General features: G+C 62.6%; 19 protein-coding genes. 5 read left to right on the top strand and 14 right to left on the bottom strand.

All coding sequences use genetic code 11. The features are described 5' to 3' along the window. Nucleotides 1-76: 76 nt before the first annotated feature. Nucleotides 77-499: a SufE family protein gene (locus ACIQUB_RS11045; protein WP_111561000.1), complete on the top strand. Its 423-nt coding sequence runs from the start codon at nt 77-79 to the stop codon at nt 497-499. A 28-nt stretch (nt 500-527) separates the two neighbouring features. Here ACIQUB_RS11045 and ACIQUB_RS11040 read toward each other — a convergent pair whose 3' ends face one another. The 11 genes from ACIQUB_RS11040 to ACIQUB_RS10990 form a co-directional block, all read right to left on the bottom strand. After that, nucleotides 528-1,361, bottom strand: a complete 834-nt coding sequence (locus ACIQUB_RS11040) for a DUF6456 domain-containing protein (protein ID WP_113239637.1) — start codon at nt 1,359-1,361, stop codon at nt 528-530. Next, a complete protein-coding gene (locus ACIQUB_RS11035; RefSeq protein ID WP_113239638.1) occupies nt 1,354-1,791 on the bottom strand; it encodes a helix-turn-helix domain-containing protein in 438 nt (145 codons plus the stop codon). The genes ACIQUB_RS11040 and ACIQUB_RS11035 overlap by 8 nt, the downstream gene beginning before the upstream one ends. Nucleotides 1,792-2,005: 214 nt before the next feature. Beyond that, entirely contained in the window at nt 2,006-2,437 is a 432-nt protein-coding gene (locus ACIQUB_RS11030) for a MucR family transcriptional regulator (RefSeq protein ID WP_018901192.1), read from the bottom strand. Between the two features lie 443 nt (nt 2,438-2,880). After that, entirely contained in the window at nt 2,881-3,213 is a 333-nt protein-coding gene (gene mnhG, locus ACIQUB_RS11025; protein ID WP_402929402.1) for a monovalent cation/H(+) antiporter subunit G, read from the bottom strand. Beyond that, nucleotides 3,210-3,644 (bottom strand): cation:proton antiporter, encoded by a 435-nt coding sequence (locus ACIQUB_RS11020; protein ID WP_113239639.1) that lies wholly within the window; start codon nt 3,642-3,644, stop codon nt 3,210-3,212. Before ACIQUB_RS11020 ends, mnhG begins: the two co-directional genes overlap by 4 nt. Further along, nucleotides 3,641-4,114: a Na+/H+ antiporter subunit E gene (locus tag ACIQUB_RS11015; protein ID WP_113239640.1), complete on the bottom strand. Its 474-nt coding sequence runs from the start codon at nt 4,112-4,114 to the stop codon at nt 3,641-3,643. Before ACIQUB_RS11015 ends, ACIQUB_RS11020 begins: the two co-directional genes overlap by 4 nt. Continuing rightward, nucleotides 4,111-5,670 (bottom strand): Na+/H+ antiporter subunit D, encoded by a 1,560-nt coding sequence (locus ACIQUB_RS11010; RefSeq protein ID WP_402929399.1) that lies wholly within the window; start codon nt 5,668-5,670, stop codon nt 4,111-4,113. Before ACIQUB_RS11010 ends, ACIQUB_RS11015 begins: the two co-directional genes overlap by 4 nt. Before the next feature lie 293 nt (nt 5,671-5,963). Further along, nucleotides 5,964-6,341, bottom strand: coding sequence for a Na+/H+ antiporter subunit C (locus ACIQUB_RS11005; protein ID WP_113239655.1), 378 nt, complete (start codon nt 6,339-6,341; stop codon nt 5,964-5,966). Beyond that, entirely contained in the window at nt 6,341-6,760 is a 420-nt protein-coding gene (locus tag ACIQUB_RS11000) for a Na(+)/H(+) antiporter subunit B (RefSeq protein WP_113239656.1), read from the bottom strand. The genes ACIQUB_RS11005 and ACIQUB_RS11000 overlap by 1 nt, the downstream gene beginning before the upstream one ends. Next, a complete protein-coding gene (locus ACIQUB_RS10995) occupies nt 6,757-9,135 on the bottom strand; it encodes a putative monovalent cation/H+ antiporter subunit A (protein ID WP_113239657.1) in 2,379 nt (792 codons plus the stop codon). The genes ACIQUB_RS11000 and ACIQUB_RS10995 overlap by 4 nt, the downstream gene beginning before the upstream one ends. A 151-nt stretch (nt 9,136-9,286) precedes the next feature. Further along, complete coding sequence (locus ACIQUB_RS10990) at nt 9,287-9,502, bottom strand: hypothetical protein (RefSeq protein WP_113239658.1); 216 nt, start codon at nt 9,500-9,502, stop codon at nt 9,287-9,289. A 224-nt stretch (nt 9,503-9,726) separates the two neighbouring features. On the opposite strand from ACIQUB_RS10990, the gene ACIQUB_RS10985 reads away from it, so the two are divergent. The 3 genes from ACIQUB_RS10985 (at nt 9,727) to msrB (ending at nt 11,612) form a co-directional block, all read left to right on the top strand. Continuing rightward, a complete protein-coding gene (locus ACIQUB_RS10985; protein WP_113239659.1) occupies nt 9,727-10,539 on the top strand; it encodes a class I SAM-dependent methyltransferase in 813 nt (270 codons plus the stop codon). 85 nt (nt 10,540-10,624) lie between these two features. After that, nucleotides 10,625-11,071, top strand: a complete 447-nt coding sequence (locus tag ACIQUB_RS10980) for a hypothetical protein (RefSeq protein WP_113239660.1) — start codon at nt 10,625-10,627, stop codon at nt 11,069-11,071. A gap of 130 nt (nt 11,072-11,201) precedes the next feature. Beyond that, complete coding sequence (msrB, locus tag ACIQUB_RS10975) at nt 11,202-11,612, top strand: peptide-methionine (R)-S-oxide reductase MsrB (RefSeq protein ID WP_113239661.1); 411 nt, start codon at nt 11,202-11,204, stop codon at nt 11,610-11,612. A 687-nt stretch (nt 11,613-12,299) separates the two neighbouring features. On the opposite strand, the gene ACIQUB_RS10970 is transcribed toward msrB, so the two are convergent. Then, nucleotides 12,300-12,806: a GNAT family N-acetyltransferase gene (locus ACIQUB_RS10970; protein WP_113239662.1), complete on the bottom strand. Its 507-nt coding sequence runs from the start codon at nt 12,804-12,806 to the stop codon at nt 12,300-12,302. Nucleotides 12,807-12,832: 26 nt separating this feature from the next. Between ACIQUB_RS10970 and ACIQUB_RS10965 the strand changes: the two genes are divergently transcribed. Then, a complete protein-coding gene (locus ACIQUB_RS10965) occupies nt 12,833-13,399 on the top strand; it encodes an XRE family transcriptional regulator (RefSeq protein WP_113239663.1) in 567 nt (188 codons plus the stop codon). Between the two features lie 12 nt (nt 13,400-13,411). Here the strand turns inward: ACIQUB_RS10965 and ACIQUB_RS10960 are convergent, their stop codons facing one another. Continuing rightward, complete coding sequence (locus ACIQUB_RS10960) at nt 13,412-14,083, bottom strand: hemolysin III family protein (protein WP_402929478.1); 672 nt, start codon at nt 14,081-14,083, stop codon at nt 13,412-13,414. A gap of 149 nt (nt 14,084-14,232) precedes the next feature. Continuing rightward, the gene (locus tag ACIQUB_RS10955; protein WP_113239664.1) at nt 14,233-14,652 is read right to left on the bottom strand and encodes a universal stress protein; all 420 of its coding nucleotides are present in this window, start codon (nt 14,650-14,652) and stop codon (nt 14,233-14,235) included. Nucleotides 14,653-14,777 lie beyond the last annotated feature (125 nt).

The raw sequence follows: 14,777 nt of genomic DNA, 5'->3' as shown, positions 1-14,777 counted from the left end.
GCGGCGTTTCTTTTTAACAGTTCAAATCTGGCCGCATCTCCCCTATATGATCGGGAGACAACGAAAGGCCATTTGCATGACGTCCCTCGATCAGATCATCGACGATTTCACCTTCCTGGACGACTGGGAAGATCGCTATCGCTATGTGATCGAACTCGGCAAGGCGTTGCCTGATCTCGCGGACGAGAAGAAGACGTCATCAAACAAGGTGATGGGCTGCGCCAGCCAGGTGTGGCTCGTAACGCATGTATCGGATGACAGCGACAATCCCGTCATGACCTTCGAGGGCGATTCCGACGCACATATCGTGCGCGGGCTGGTGGCGATCGTGCTCGCCACCTATTCCGGGAAGACCGCTTCGGAGATCGCGGCATTGGATGCCTTCGAGGTGTTCGGCAAGATGGGTCTTGTCGAGAACCTGTCGGCGCAGCGCTCGAACGGGCTGCGCTCGATGGTCAACCGCATCCGCGAGGAAGCGCGGCTGCGGGCGGCGGCGTAACGCCAGCCTTTCTTTTCAGCTCGACCGATCAGGACCAGAGCTCCGGGCGATAATCCGGCGCGCCCCAATGCTCCATACGCTGGCGGTGGGATGGCGTTTGCGGATTGTAGTGGCGCGAGAGCGCCATGAGTGCCGTGCGCAGCATCAGCTTGGCGGAGCGCACCGGCCATTGGCGCTCGCGCTCGACCGTCTCCAGCCCCTTCATGAAGCAGCAGACATCCAGCGCCACGCCTGACAGCTCCGGCCCCAGCGCCTCCAGCGCGCGGTTCACGGCAAGGCGGGCGGCGACGGCGCTGTCGGTCAGATCCGCCATGCCGCCGCGTCCGCCGCTGGCGCGGCTTGAGAGCCGCGGTTCCCAGGAGGCGGTGACGCGCGGCTGCAGCTGGGCGCGGGTGAAATCGGCATGCAGCCTCTCGCCCGCCTTGATCGCCGCCTCGGGCATGAAGGCTGCGCCGTCGCGGTCCTTCAGACGTTCGAGGCTTGCGAGCGGCGATTCATCCTTGTTGATCCGCAGCCGCCTGACGACGCCGTCGACCTCGCGGGCGCTTGTCTCGATCTCCGCATGCTGGGTGAGAAAGGCCTCATCGGCCTCGGCGGCGGCGCGGCGCAGATAGGCGCGGGCCTGATTGGATGCGCGCAGCAGATCGCCCTGTTCGTCGATAAGGCCGGAGGCGCGGGCTTCGGCGATGATGCTCGAGGGAAAGCCGGCGGCGGTTCCGTCGGCGAAGAGGATATCGATATCGCTCCCCTCGCCCGGCTGCTGGCGTGCCTCGCCGCGGATCAGCAGCTTCAGCAGTCTCACCATCGGCTTTTGCGAGGCGGCCAGCTTCGTCTTCGTCTTCGTCTTTGGGGATTTACTCATGGCCGTATCCTCCGCCGGACCGGAAGATGGAATTGACGGTGCGCTCGACGGCGGCGACGAATTCGTCATAGGCGGGATCGTCGCGGCGATCCTCGACCACGTGGCAGGCATGGCTGACCGTGGTGCGATCACGGCCGAAGCCGGTGCCGATCTCATGCAGCGGGATTTGCAGCGCGACATGGCAGACATACATGGCGATCTGCCTGATGTGGCAGAGCGTGCGGCGGCGGTCGCGGCGCATCTGCACGCGCTGGCCGGCGATCATCACCATCTCGGTCGTGACTTCCTGGCAGATGCGGCAGACGGTGCGCACGGCATCCGTGGCGGACTGTGGGCGATCATCCCTTGAAAGGGTGGTCTGCTCTTCCCCATAAAGCGGGGACAGCGGCGCATTCGCGGCGCCGGGCGGGGAAAAATGTCCAATCGGCATATGAATACTCCTATGAATAGGAATTCATTCATACACGCTATACAGGAACGGGGATAAACGAAAGCGCGCCTTGATCGATTTCGGCTGATTTCGCTCACGAATTTTAACGGGGATTGAAATTTTTTGGGATTATTTTCCTCGCATCTCAAATCCCAGACACGAAAAAGCCGGGCTCTCGCCCGGCTGATCGTGATCGTTCAATGCGACAAATCTATCAGCCGCGGCCGCGCTTGCGGCGCTGGCCGAGACCCATTTCCTTGGCAAGGCGCGAGCGCGCCTCGGCATAGGCAGGCGCTACCATCGGGTAGTCGACCGGCAGATCCCACTTTTCGCGATATTCTTCAGGCGAGAGGCTGTGGTGAGTCATCAGATGGCGCTTGAGCGACTTGAAATTGCCGCCGCACTCGAGGCAGGTGATCTGCTCATCCTGGACGGACTTGCGCACAGAAACAGCAGGCTTCTGCTTTTCAACGACAGCCATGGCCGGTGTCGGCGTCGATGTGTTGCTCAACGCCGAATGCACGTCCGAAATAAGATTGGCGAGGTCGCCAACCGGCACGACGTGGTTGCTGACATACGCTGCGACGATATCCGCGGTAAGCTCGACCAGCAATTCTGGCCCGCTTCCGGCTGCAGTATCCGTCATATTTCGTTTCTCCTGTTTGCATGCTCAAAAGGTCTAGAGCCTCCTTGGCCCAGGACCGCTATCGTAGAGCGAACAGCAAAAAACTCAGTCTGCGGCTACATGTTTCGAAAAACTGAAATCCACCCCTAGATTCCTGAGGCCGAAACCCGTTCTTATACTGCCTGATCTTGCATTAGTACGCACACACCCGCACACGACCCTCAATTAAACATTGAAATTCAAAGCGACCGAGGAATTATGCAATGTGATTCTAATTCAATATCAGAACTCTACTTGAGCATCAATTATCACCGTTTTGCGAAAACGCCAATTAATATTTCATATATATCTGTCAAAAAACGCCTCTATCCCAAGAATTAATATAGCGCGAAGGAAACATTAATCATCCTCACATCTGCTTAAAACTGCAAAAAACTGCTTAAAATCTTGAATATATAGCACTCTTACCTTTCAAGAAGATCGTCGCGCACCGAAGGCGGTAACAGACGATAACCTGTCTTGTGTGCCGCCCTGGCCAAGAGATGAGCGGCGACCGGAGCCGTCAGTATAAAAAACACGAAACCAGCAAGCGAACGTGCAAATACCGCGATTTCTCCTGATTCGATGCCGGCCGCAAATAATAACAGCCCCGAGCCTACCGTTCCGGCTTTCGAGGCGGCGTGCATGCGCGTGTATAAATCCGGCAGTCTGACTATACCAAGGGCGGCCACCAGCGCGAAAAGCGCGCCCGACAACAGCAGCACGGAAACGACGATGGCGACGACGTAGTCCATCATGTCCGGTCCTTCTTCGTCTTGCGCACGGGCGCGGTCTTTAATTTAGCATCGGGTTTCAGCTTGGCATCGCTCTTCACCTTCGCATCGGGCTTTTTCGAGGCCGGGCGGACGGTTTTATCCGTTTGCGCCGCCACGGGTCCAGTCGAGGCGGGCAGCGGGCCGCGTGACAGAACGAAGCGGGCGAAGGCGACGGTGGCGAGGAAACCGACGAGGCCGAGCGAAATGGCGATATCGATATAGAGCGCAAAGCCGGTCTTGACCGCGACGACGGCGAGGAAGCCGATTGCCGTGCCGGACAGCGTATCGAGCGCCAGGATGCGATCCGGCAGGGTCGGGCCGACGATGACCCGCCAGGATGCGACGAGGAAGGTGGCGGCGAGGATGACGAGGGCCACGGATGCGGAGGCGGAGACGATCGCGTCGGGCGTCATCGGAAGGCCTCCATGATCTTGCGCTCGAAGCCATTGGCGATGTCTCGCCTGATCGCATCCGGATCGGCGCAATCGAGCGCATGGACGTAGAGCGTCTTGCGGTCGTCGGAGACATCGACCGACAGCGTTCCCGGCGTCAGGGTGATCATGTTGGCGAGCAGCGTGATTTCGAAATCGCGATCGACGGTCAGCGGAAAGGCGAAGATACCGGGCTTCAGGTTCATCTCAGGGCTGAGCACCGTCGTCGCCACCTTGATGGCGGACATTGCGAGCTCCTTGATGAACAGCAGCGCCAGCGACGTGATCGCCCAGAGGCGCCAGAGATAGGCCTTGCTGCCGAAGGGTTCACGCACGAGGAAGAGCGCCAGCGCGCCGAGCGCGAAACCGAGGACGAGATTGTGGGCCGAGGTGCTGCCGCTGAGTGCGGCCCAGGCGATCGCCAGCAGAAGATTGAGAAGCAAGGCGATCATGGCGCGACGCCTCCCGGGAAAACGGATTCGATATAGGGATAGGGGTCGGTGAGCTCGGTGGCGACCGATTGCGTCAGCGCCAGCAGGCGTTCCGGCAAGAGGCCGAAGCCGACGATGAAGACGGTGAGAAGCAGAAGCGGCAGCATCGTCCGCCAGCCGGTGGCGACGTGGGTCTCGGCGCTTTCGGTGGCCGGGCGCCAATAGGCGAGCAGGAAGACGCGGCCGAAGCAGATGGTCGTCAGGAAGCCGCTGACGAGCACTGCGGCCGCCAGCCACCAGGCGCCGACATCGAGCGAGGACTTGACGAGGATGAGCTTCGGCCAGAAGCCGGAGAATGGCGGCAGGCCGCAGGCGGCGAAGAAGAGGATGAGCGAGATGGCGGCGAAGAGGCCATTGCGGCGATAGAGCCCACCCAGCCTCGTCAGCGAGAAACTGCCGCCGAGAAAGGCCATCTGGCCGGCCGCGAGATAGAGTGCGGTCATCAGCAGCATCGAATGCAGCGCATAGAAGACGGTGCCGGACAGTGCGCCTGTCGTGCCGATGGCGATGCCGATCAGCATGTTGCCGATGCCTGATATGACGACATAGCCGAGGAGCTTTCTCACATCATCCTGCGCCAGCGCGCCGAGCGCGCCGAGAATGGCGGTGGCAGCACCCGTGATCGCGATCAGCAGGCTGAGTTCCTCGCGCTCCAGCGGCAGGAGCACCACCAGCACGCGGATCAACGCGTAGATGCCGACCTTGGTGAGCAGGCCGGCAAAGAGTGCCGACACGACGATGCGTGGCGTGTGATAGGAGGCAGGCAGCCAGAAATTGACCGGAAAGGCGGCCGCCTTCATGGCGAAGGCCAAGAGGAAGAGAGCCGCCAGCGTCGTCAGCGGCGCGGTTTCGCTGAGTTCGCCTGCCTTGGTGGCGATATCGGCCATGTTGAGCGTGCCGAAGATGGCATAGAGGATGCCGACGGCGATCAGGAACAGCGTGGTGCCGAGGAGATTGAGGACGGCGTATTTCATCGCGCCGTCGATCTGCTTGCGCTCGGAGCCCAGGATCAGCAGGCCGAAGGACGAGATCAGCAGCACCTCGAACCAGACGTAGAGATTGAAGATGTCGCCCGTGAGAAACGCACCGGTGACGCCGGCCATCAGCATCATGAGAAACGGGAAGAAGCCGTAGCGCCGGTTGGTTTCGTCGATATCGGAGAGCGTGTGGATGGCGCCTGACAGAGCCGCGATCGCCGCCGTCAGCGCCATGACGGCGGAGAGCGTATCGACGGTAAAGGCAATGCCGAAGGGCGGCAGCCAGCGACCCATGACCATGGTGAGCGGGCCGTCCGTCACGACTTTCACGAGGAGTGCGGCGTCGAGGGCGACGAGCAGGGCGAGACCGGGGATGGCGAGCCATGCCTGAAGGCGCACGGAGCCGCGGGCCATCAGGAGGATGGCGCCGAGGGTGATGCAGAGCGCTACCGGGGCGATGACGAGCCAGTGGGCGATCGGCACGGGGGATGTGACGAGGGCTGCGGAGAGGTCGGTGATGGGTTGGGTGGGGGTGGCCATTTAGGGGGTGGCCTCGCATAGGCGTGGTGCGGGTGGGCGTGGTGCGGATACACCCCGTCCTTTCCACGGTGCTGCCGCTGAAGAGTGCGGTGCTGGCAGTCGGCGGGGTGCGGATACACCCCCCTCTGCCCTGCCGGGCATCTCCCCCACAAGGGGGGAGGTTGGCTGGGCTCGGCCGCTCGCTCCACATTCATTGTTTGGGGATGCCGTCGCAACGAGTCGATCTCCCCCCTTGTGGGGGAGATGCCCGGCAGGGCAGAGGGGGGTAACCCGCGGCACAACACCCACCATCATCAATACCCCACCGGCGGCAACGTCGGTTCATCTGGCTCGGCGACCCGCATCTCGTCGGTGTTGTCAGTGCCGATGTCCTGATAGGCGCGGTAGGTCAGCACCAACAGGAAAGCCAGCAGCGAAAAGGAGATGACGATCGCCGTCAGGATCAGCGCCTGCGGCAGCGGGTTCGCGGCGCCCGAAGGCAGCGCGTCGAGGCCTTCGGGGATGATCGGCGGCACTTCGCGGGTCAGGCGGCCTGATGTGAAGAGCAGGAGATTGACGGCGTTGCCGAGGATGGCGATGCCCAGCATGATGCGGATCGAGAATTTCGACAGCATCAGATAGACGGCGGCGGTGAAGAACAGGCCGACGAGGATGGCGAAGAGCGGCTCCATCATTCGACCTCCCGCTCTTCCAGCGACAGCGCGATCGAGGTGACCGCACCGACCACGACGAGATAGACGCCGATATCGAACAACATGACCGATGACAGCGGCACCTCGACGCCTGCAAGCTTGGGATAGATCCAGAGGCCGGTCATGAAGGGCACGGCGAACAGGATCGAGATGAGGCCGGCCACGGAGGACATCAATAGGCCTGCGCCCGCTATCGACAGCGGATGGAAGACGATGGCGCGGCGCACGGCGCCGGTGCCCCTGATGATGCCGAAGATCGCCAAGGCGGATGCCGCGATCAGCCCGCCGATGAAGCCGCCGCCGGGTTCGTTATGGCCGCGCAGCAGCACGAAGACGGAGAAGAGCAGCATCAGCGCTGTCAGCACGGGGGCGATGGTGCGGGAGATCAACGTGTTCATGGGCGCTCCACTCCGAGATCATCGGGCGCATCGGGGTCGTTTGCGGCAAGCTTGCGCTCAGCCCCTGCCCGGACACGGATCAGCGCCAGGATGGCAAGGCCGGTCATGGCGACGACGGCGATCTCGCCGAGCGTGTCGGTGCCGCGGAAATCGACGATGATGACGTTCACGACATTGGCGCCGTGGGCGATGGTTTTCGAATAGGTGTTGAAGAAATCGCTGAGCGTAGCGCTGAACGGCGCTTCGGTCGCCTTCATCAACAGCAGCGTCAGGCCCACGCCGCAGGCGAGTGCCACCGCGCCGTCGAAGATCATCTGGCCGACAGGGCGCGGATCGGTGTGCGATAGGCGAAGCCGCGTCATGACCAGCGCGAGGATGACGACCGATAGCGTCTCGACCATGAATTGGGTGAAGGCGAGATCCGGCGCGCCGAAGAGCAGGAAGATCAGCGCCACGGCAAAGCCCTGGATGCCGAGCGAGACGATCGCCGTCAGCCGGTCGCGAGCGATGATCACGGCGACGAGCCCGATGACTGCGAGCAGGACGACGCCCCATTCATGGATCTGCACGCCCACCGGCCATGCCGGCAGCGACGGCCCCTCGCCGAACAGCCAGAGCGGCAGAATGAGGATGGCGGCGACCGCGAGGAAGGTGCAGGTGACGTAAATCTCCAGCCGGCCGGGCTGCAGGATGCGGGTGACGCGCACGGAGAAGGATACGAGGCCCGATATGGCGTTGTCGAAGCCCTGGTCCGGCCCCGGCCCCAATCGCTGCAACAGCGCGGCCATCAGCGCGCGGGCGCGATCGAGCTGCCAGTAGACGGCGATGCCAAGCGCGATGGTGAAGAGCGACAAGAGCAGCGGCAGCCCGATATGCGGCGCAAGCGAGCTCTCGATCGTGGTCGCTGTTCCCCTGACGGATGAAGCCATCGGCGAGGAGATGAAGTGGTGGGTCGTTGCCGAAAACAGCGCCGCGAGAAGGCCGAGCAAGGCCAGCACGGCGGGGCCGAGCCAGAGAAGCGGCGGGGCCTCGTGCGGATGCCTGGGCGTTTCGACCGGGGTTCCGAGGAAGGGTTTCAGGGCGACGGCGAAGGCGATGGCGAACATCAGCACGTTGGCGGCAATCACCAGAACCGCGAAGAGGATCGAGCGCGGATCGCCATGGGCAAGGGCCGCGTAGATCTCCTCCTTGGCGAGGAAGCCAGCGAACGGCGGCAGGCCGCCCATCGAAAGGGCAGCGGCAAGCGCGATTGCGAAGGTGAGCGGCATTGCCGTTCTCAGCCCTCTGAGGCGGGTGACGTCGCGGGTACCGGTCTCGTGGTCGATGATCCCTGAGACCATGAACAGCGCGCCCTTGAACAGCGCATGGGCCACCAGATAAAGCACCGCCGCCTCGATGGCGTAATCGGAGCCGAAGCCGGTGAGCAGCACCAGAAGGCCGAGCGAGGACACCGTGGTGTAGGCGAGCTTCAGCTTCAGATCGGTCTTGCGAACGGCGAGCAGCGCGCCGACCACAAGGGTGACACCGCCGAAGAGCGGGAGGATGGTTTCCCAGGGCGTTGTGCCACCCATGGCGGGATTGAGGCGCATCAGGAGATAGACGCCGGCTTTGACCATGGTCGCCGAATGCAGATAGGCCGAAACAGGCGTCGGCGCTTCCATGGCGTTGGGCAGCCAGGCGTGGAATGGATATTGCGCCGACTTGGTGAAGGCGCCGCCGAGGATGAGCAGCAGGATCGGCATGTAATAGGGGTTGGTGCGGAGCAGATCGCCGGATTGCAACAGCACCGAGAGATCGGACGCGCCCGTGGTGCTCCAGATCATCAACAGGCCTGCCAGCAACAGCAATCCGCCGCCGCCGGTGATGACCAGCGCCTGCAGGGCAGCACGGCGCGACGCCTCGCGGCGGTGATCGAAGCCGATCAACAGGAAGGAGGTGATCGACGTCAGTTCCCAGAAGACGAAGAGCATCAGGAAATTGTCGGAGACGACAAGACCGAGCATCGCGCCCATGAACAGGAAGATGAAGGAGAAGAAGCGGCCGAGATCGGGATGGCCCTTGAGGTAGCCGCCGGCATAAAGCACGACCAGCGTGCCGATGCCTGATATCAGCAACGCGAAAGTGACCGACAGGCCGTCGAGCATCCAGGCGAAATCGAGATTGAGGCTCGGCGCCCAGGCATAGCCCCCGCGAATGACGGTGCCGGCAGCGATCTCGGGGAGAAGGCTTGCGAAGCGCAGGAAAGCCAGAAGCGGCGCAAGCGCCAGCAGCCAGGCGGCATTGTGACCGAATGCGCGGACGAGAAACGGTGCAAGAACGGCGCCAAGAAATGGCAGGCACAGTGCCGCAAACGTCAATGCCGTGCCATCGGCCATCCGCTCTCCTTTTATCCTTGAAGACCCCGAATCCGAAACAAATCAGATGCCATAGGTTTAAAAGAAGAGCGCCGCCATCTCAAGCTAGATCGGCCAAATGAGGGTTGGACGTCTCGCGCGCGGGGACGGATGGCGGCGCAAAGAGGCTGTTTCAGGCGGCTCTCGTCAGACGCGGCATGCGTCTCGGCGCGAGCAGTGCATGCAGGAAAAACGCGGTCAGCAGCAGCGGCCAGAGCGAACAGGCGGCGAGGCCGAAGCCACGCGCCAGCGTCCATCCACCCCTGATGGCCCAGCCTTCGAGCGCCGTCATCAGCATGAAGACACTCGAGATCGCGCAATAGGCGCTGACGACAATGGTTTCACTCATCTTCGCATCCCCCCGATGCTCGCGATTGGCCCCGATGCTTGCTTTTCATCAAATATAGCCAGGATCAGGGGCCACATTAGCTGGCTCTTATGATGAACCGGCGTTCATCCGAACGGGCGATGCGATGAAAGGCGCGATGGCCTCGCTAGAAACGAGCGGCAGACGCCGTTTCGTGGTATTCTCGTCGCAATAGCAAATGCCAATCATCAAGGGAGGATGAGGCGATGCTGGAAGCGGACAAGATCTTTGCCGGCTCCGTTCCTGAGAATTACGACCGCCACATGGTGCCGCTGATTTTCGCGTCCTATGCCGCCGACCTGGCGCGGCGGGCAGCCGCCCTCAAGCCGAAGGCGGTGCTCGAGATCGCGGCCGGCACCGGCGCCGTCACACGGGCGCTGGCGCCACTGCTCCCGCCCGGCGCGACCTATATCGCGACCGATCTCAACCAGGCCATGCTCGACTACGCCCGCTTGCACCAGCCGGCCAACGACCGTGTCGTCTGGCGACAGGCCGATGCCATGGCGCTGCCTTTCCAGGATGCGAGTTTCGACCTCGTTTGCTGCCAGTTCGGGGCGATGTTCTTTCCGGATCGACCGGCGGCCTATCGCGAGGCACGGCGGGTGCTGAAACCAGGCGGGCGGTTCCTGTTCAGCGTCTGGGACCGGATCGAGACGAATGTGTTCGCCGACGACGTGACGAAGGCGCTCGCCACCGTGTTCCCCGACGACCCGCCACGATTTGCCGAGCGCACGCCGCACGGCTATCACGACCGCAACCAGATCCGCGACGATCTCGCGCGCGCCGGATTCCGCGAGATCGAGATCGACACCCGCCCCGATATCAGCCGCGCGCCGTCCGCCCGCGAGGTCGCCGTCGCCTATTGCCAGGGAACGCCGTTGCGCGGCGAGATCGAGGCGCGGAACCCTGCGAAGCTCGAGGCGGCCACCAGGGCGGCGGAGGCGGCGCTCGCGAGCAAGCACGGCAACGGCGAGATCGCCGCCAAGATCCAGGCGCATGTGATTTTGGCCTCGGGGTAGGTTTGCCTCATCCAGCCCATTGCGCGGTCCGGCCTCTCTGGCGCATAGGAAGATTCAAACGGAATCAATCCTTTAGGGAATCGCAATGAACCTTATCGAAGAGCGCGTCGCGATGGCGCGGGCGGGCACGAACCCTTATGCGATCTGCCGCATGCGTTCCGGCTGGCTTGTGATCGGCGATGTGCAGCCGCTGCCCGGCTACTGCCTGCTGCTGGCGGATCCCATCGTGCCGAGCCTCAACGATCTCTCCCCCGAGGCGCGCATCGCCTTTCTCGGCGACATGGCGCACGCCGGCGACGCGCTGCTTTCCGCCACCGGTTGCGCCCGGGTGAACTACGAGATCTGGGGCAATGCGGAGCCTGCGCTGCACGCGCATATCATGCCGCGCTATCTGACCGAGCCCGAGGACAAGCGCCACCGCCCGGCCTGCATGGGCTATTCGTGGAGCGAAGCGGCGAAATCGGGCGGCGGCGAGGCCGCGCTGGTCGCCAAGCTAAGAGCGTATATCGAGGCGCAGGGGGCTGTGATCTGATGGACACGGCGGCCGCGAACTCGACTTTCGGACGCGCGCGGTCCCTTGATCGTTTAAGACAACAGCACCACATTCTCGAAGAAATCAAAAACACTCGCCGCAAGCCACAGCTGCGTGAAAGGAGCACTCCATGGCCGATACGACGATCGCCAAGGTTCACAAGACCGATGCCGAGTGGAAGGAACAGCTCACCCCCGAGCAGTACCGCATCACCCGCCAGCACGGCACCGAACGGGCCTTTACCGGCCCCTACTGGGATTCATTCGAAACGGGGCTCTATAGCTGCGTTTGCTGCGACGCGCCGCTGTTTCGCTCCGACACCAAGTTCGACGCGGGCTGCGGCTGGCCGAGCTATTTCGAGGCGGTTTCGCCAGACGCGGTGACCGAATATCGCGATACCAGCCACGGCATGGTGCGCACCGAGATCCGCTGCGGCAATTGCGAGGCCCATCTCGGCCACGTCTTCCCCGACGGTCCACCACCGACAGGCCTGCGCTACTGCATCAACGGTCACTCGATGGTGTTTACGCCGGACAAGTGATCGGCGATGCCTCCTGTTGATCCACTGGCGTTCAGTCCGTTGCGGCGTGATTAGATCCTCGGGACGAGCCCGAGGATGACGTCGAGAGGGAGGAAGCGCTGGTGTTTCAATGGGTTGCTAAACCGGAATTCCATCGCTTCATTGGTTTTCTGACGCTCGCAACATACTTAGCCGTCATCCTCGGGCTCGTCCCGAGGATCTAAGCACGTCTCCCGGAATGCAACGGTGATGGTGCTTTCGACGGTCCCTCATGCGATGCCAGCGCGCCTACCGGGTGATCCACTCACGTCCAGCCCGTTGCAGAGTGGTTAGATCCTCGGGACGAGCCCGAGGATGACGGCGCGAGGAAGGAAACGCTGGTGTTTCAATGGGTTGCCGGGTCGAAGCTCCGCCGTTTCGATCATTTACTGGCGCCGGCCACATACTCAGCCGTCATGCTCGGCCTTGTGCCGAGCATCTAAGCACGCCTCCCGGAATGCAACGGTGATGGTGCTTTCGACGGGCGCCCATGCGATGTCGGCACGCGCACTGGGTGATCCACTCACGTCCGGCCCGTTGCGGCGTGCTTAGATCCTCGGGACGAGCCCGAGGATGACGCCGAGAGCGAGGAAACATTGGCGTTTCAACGGGTTGTCGAATTCATGCTTCACCGTTTCAACGGTTCCGGCGCGCGCAACACCCCCGCCGTCAGCCCGGCACCCGCAGCTCCATGAACGTCAGGTCCAGCCAGCGGCCGAACTTGATGCCGACTTCGTGGAAGGTGCCGCCGTTGCGGAAGCCGAGTTTTTCGTGCAGCGCGATGGAGGCCTTGTTGCCCGCTTCGATGCCGGCGATCATGACGTGGATGCCGTTTTCGCCGGCGCGCTTGATCAATGCCGTCATCAGTTGCTTGCCGATGCCGGCACCTTGGTGGTCCTTTTCGACATAGACCGAATGCTCGACCGTGTGGCGGAAGCCTTCGAAGGCGCGCCAGTCGCCATAGGAGGCGTAACCGGCGATCTTGCCATCCTTCTCGGCAACCAGAACCGGAAAGCCGCGGGCGCGGCGCATGGCGAACCATTCGCGGCGGTTGTCGAGATCGACCACCGTTTCGTTCCAGATCGCCGTCGTGTGCTCTACCGCATGATTGTAGATATCGCGGATCGCGGCCAGATCGGCCTCGCTGGCGTCGCGGATGAGGGTGGCTTGCGTCATGATGGTCTATCCACTATAAATTCACTATGTCCACTATATCAGACAATTTCGATCGCTGTCTAGGCGATCGCGTCCGCGCCGAGCGGGAATTTCGGGGATGGTCGCTGAGCGATCTCGCCGACAACTCCGGCGTATCGCGGGCCATGATCCACAAGGTGGAGCGCGGCGAGAGCAGCCCGACGGCCTCGCTGCTGGGCAAGCTCTGCGGCGCCTTCGGGCTGACGGTGTCGTCGCTGATCGCGCGCGCCGAGGCGGGCAGCCAGCGGCTGCGCCGGCGCGAAGACCAGCCGCTGTGGACCGATCCCGAGACCGGCTATACGCGGCGGCATGTTTCGCCGGATGGCAGCCCGTTCGATATCGTCGAGGTCGCACTGCCTTCGGGCGCCCGCGTCGCCTACCCGGCCGCATCCTTCGTGTTTCTGCGGCAATGCATCTGGGTGACCGAGGGGGCGCTTACCTTCGTCGAGGGCGAGATGGTGCATGCGCTTGAGAGAGGCGACTGCCTGCTGCTCGGGCCGGCGGTGGATTGCGAGTTTCGCAACGATAGCGACGCGACCTGCCGCTATGTGGTGACGCTGACGAAGACTGGCTGAGGTTCCGTGAGCCTAGATCGGGCTCATGCTGAAACATGTGAGCACCGCAGTGTAATGGACCGCCGCGGCGGCAACGACGAAACCGTGCCAGATGGCGTTTTGGAAGCGCAGCTTTTCCCAGACGTGAAAGATCACGCCGAGCGAATAGATGATGCCGCCGATGACGATCAGGAGCATCGAGGCATAGGGGATGCGCTCGGCGACCGGGCCCGCGACCATGACGCCGCTCCAGCCCATGGCGAGATAGAGCAGGATCGCCAGCCGGTCGTAGCGGCCGGGGAAGACGCATTTCAGGAACACGCCCATGAAGGCCACAGCCCAGATGCCGATGAGCATGCCGAGCAGTAGCGGGTTGTCGGCGCCGCGCTCAAGGAACGGCGTGTAGGTGGCGGCGATCAGGATGAAGATCGAGGAATGATCGAGCCGGCGCAGGAACCATTTGGTGCGCGAGACGGGCCAGGCGTTGTAGGAGAACGAAATGCCGAGCGTCAGCACCAGGCCGAGGCTGTAGATCCAGGCGGCGGCCAGTTCGCCATGCGAGGACCAGACGGTGGCGTAGAAGATCAGCACGGTAGCGCCGACCAGCGCGAGCGCCAGACCGATGCCGTGGACGATGCCATCGGCAATCAGCTCGTATTTGTCATAAGCCCAGCGGATGCCGTTGAACTCGCCCATGCAGACCATGCCCCATTCGTTGGACCGGGATCGTCGCATCGAAATGGTTTGCGCGCAACACAAGCGCTGTGTGGGGAGGATAAATCTTCGTGAAGCCGGATGACACGGGAGGCCGTGGCAGCCTCCCGCATCTCCGCCTCCCTTTTATAGGCTTGCGCTCACGCCTTGCGGCGGTCGACCAGCACCGAGCATTTGGCGTGGCGCACGACGCGGTCGGCAGTGGCGCCGATGAAGTAATTGCTGAAATCGGGCATGTGCGAGGAGAGGATGATGAGGTCCGCCTGGTTGGCCTCGGCCGAGGCGATGATGCCGCTGGCGGGCCGGCCGTGGCTGATTTCGACGCGGGCGGGAATGCCGGTGCTGACGATCAGCCCCTGGAGCTTCTCCTGCGCATCCTTGGCGGCGTTTTCGATGAGGTCGACGGGGATATCGACGCCGAGATAGGTCGGGATGTCCTCGACGACGTTGAGCAGGATGATCTCGCCGCCGCTATCGAGCAGCGAGGCGGCCTTGCGGAAGGTCATGTCTCCATTTGCGAGCGCGCCGATTTCGACCGCGACGATGATCTTCCTGTACATGATGCAACTCCTCTATGACTGCATGTAATGGTGACAATATCCTCCTGAAATACATATGGCGCTTTGATCAGGATCAAGCTCGCGCCGTTGATCGGATCAAGCTGGCAGCTCGATCGGGATCAAGA

It is taken from the genome of Rhizobium sp. NPDC090275 (assembly GCF_044772225.1).
Classification (GTDB): Bacteria; Pseudomonadota; Alphaproteobacteria; order Rhizobiales; family Rhizobiaceae; genus Rhizobium.
The sequence above is the reverse complement of the archived record's forward strand: the minus strand, read 5'-3'. Positions and strand labels throughout refer to the sequence as shown.

Coding starts and splice junctions, on each gene's coding strand:
- ACIQUB_RS11030 (WP_018901192.1), bottom strand. CDS start 2,437: ATGACGGATACTGCAGCCGGAAGCGGGCCAGAATTGCTGGTCGAGCTT.
- ACIQUB_RS11010 (WP_402929399.1), bottom strand. CDS start 5,670: ATGGCCACCCCCACCCAACCCATCACCGACCTCTCCGCAGCCCTCGTC.
- msrB (WP_113239661.1), top strand. CDS start 11,202: ATGGCCGATACGACGATCGCCAAGGTTCACAAGACCGATGCCGAGTGG.
- ACIQUB_RS10985 (WP_113239659.1), top strand. CDS start 9,727: ATGCTGGAAGCGGACAAGATCTTTGCCGGCTCCGTTCCTGAGAATTAC.
- ACIQUB_RS10970 (WP_113239662.1), bottom strand. CDS start 12,806: ATGACGCAAGCCACCCTCATCCGCGACGCCAGCGAGGCCGATCTGGCC.
- ACIQUB_RS10955 (WP_113239664.1), bottom strand. CDS start 14,652: ATGTACAGGAAGATCATCGTCGCGGTCGAAATCGGCGCGCTCGCAAAT.
- ACIQUB_RS11005 (WP_113239655.1), bottom strand. CDS start 6,341: ATGGAGCCGCTCTTCGCCATCCTCGTCGGCCTGTTCTTCACCGCCGCC.
- ACIQUB_RS11040 (WP_113239637.1), bottom strand. CDS start 1,361: ATGAGTAAATCCCCAAAGACGAAGACGAAGACGAAGCTGGCCGCCTCG.
- ACIQUB_RS11045 (WP_111561000.1), top strand. CDS start 77: ATGACGTCCCTCGATCAGATCATCGACGATTTCACCTTCCTGGACGAC.
- ACIQUB_RS10980 (WP_113239660.1), top strand. CDS start 10,625: ATGAACCTTATCGAAGAGCGCGTCGCGATGGCGCGGGCGGGCACGAAC.
- mnhG (WP_402929402.1), bottom strand. CDS start 3,213: ATGATGGACTACGTCGTCGCCATCGTCGTTTCCGTGCTGCTGTTGTCG.
- ACIQUB_RS11035 (WP_113239638.1), bottom strand. CDS start 1,791: ATGCCGATTGGACATTTTTCCCCGCCCGGCGCCGCGAATGCGCCGCTG.
- ACIQUB_RS10995 (WP_113239657.1), bottom strand. CDS start 9,135: ATGGCCGATGGCACGGCATTGACGTTTGCGGCACTGTGCCTGCCATTT.
- ACIQUB_RS11000 (WP_113239656.1), bottom strand. CDS start 6,760: ATGAACACGTTGATCTCCCGCACCATCGCCCCCGTGCTGACAGCGCTG.
- ACIQUB_RS11015 (WP_113239640.1), bottom strand. CDS start 4,114: ATGATCGCCTTGCTTCTCAATCTTCTGCTGGCGATCGCCTGGGCCGCA.
- ACIQUB_RS10960 (WP_402929478.1), bottom strand. CDS start 14,083: ATGGTCTGCATGGGCGAGTTCAACGGCATCCGCTGGGCTTATGACAAA.
- ACIQUB_RS10990 (WP_113239658.1), bottom strand. CDS start 9,502: ATGAGTGAAACCATTGTCGTCAGCGCCTATTGCGCGATCTCGAGTGTC.
- ACIQUB_RS10965 (WP_113239663.1), top strand. CDS start 12,833: ATGTCCACTATATCAGACAATTTCGATCGCTGTCTAGGCGATCGCGTC.
- ACIQUB_RS11020 (WP_113239639.1), bottom strand. CDS start 3,644: ATGACGCCCGACGCGATCGTCTCCGCCTCCGCATCCGTGGCCCTCGTC.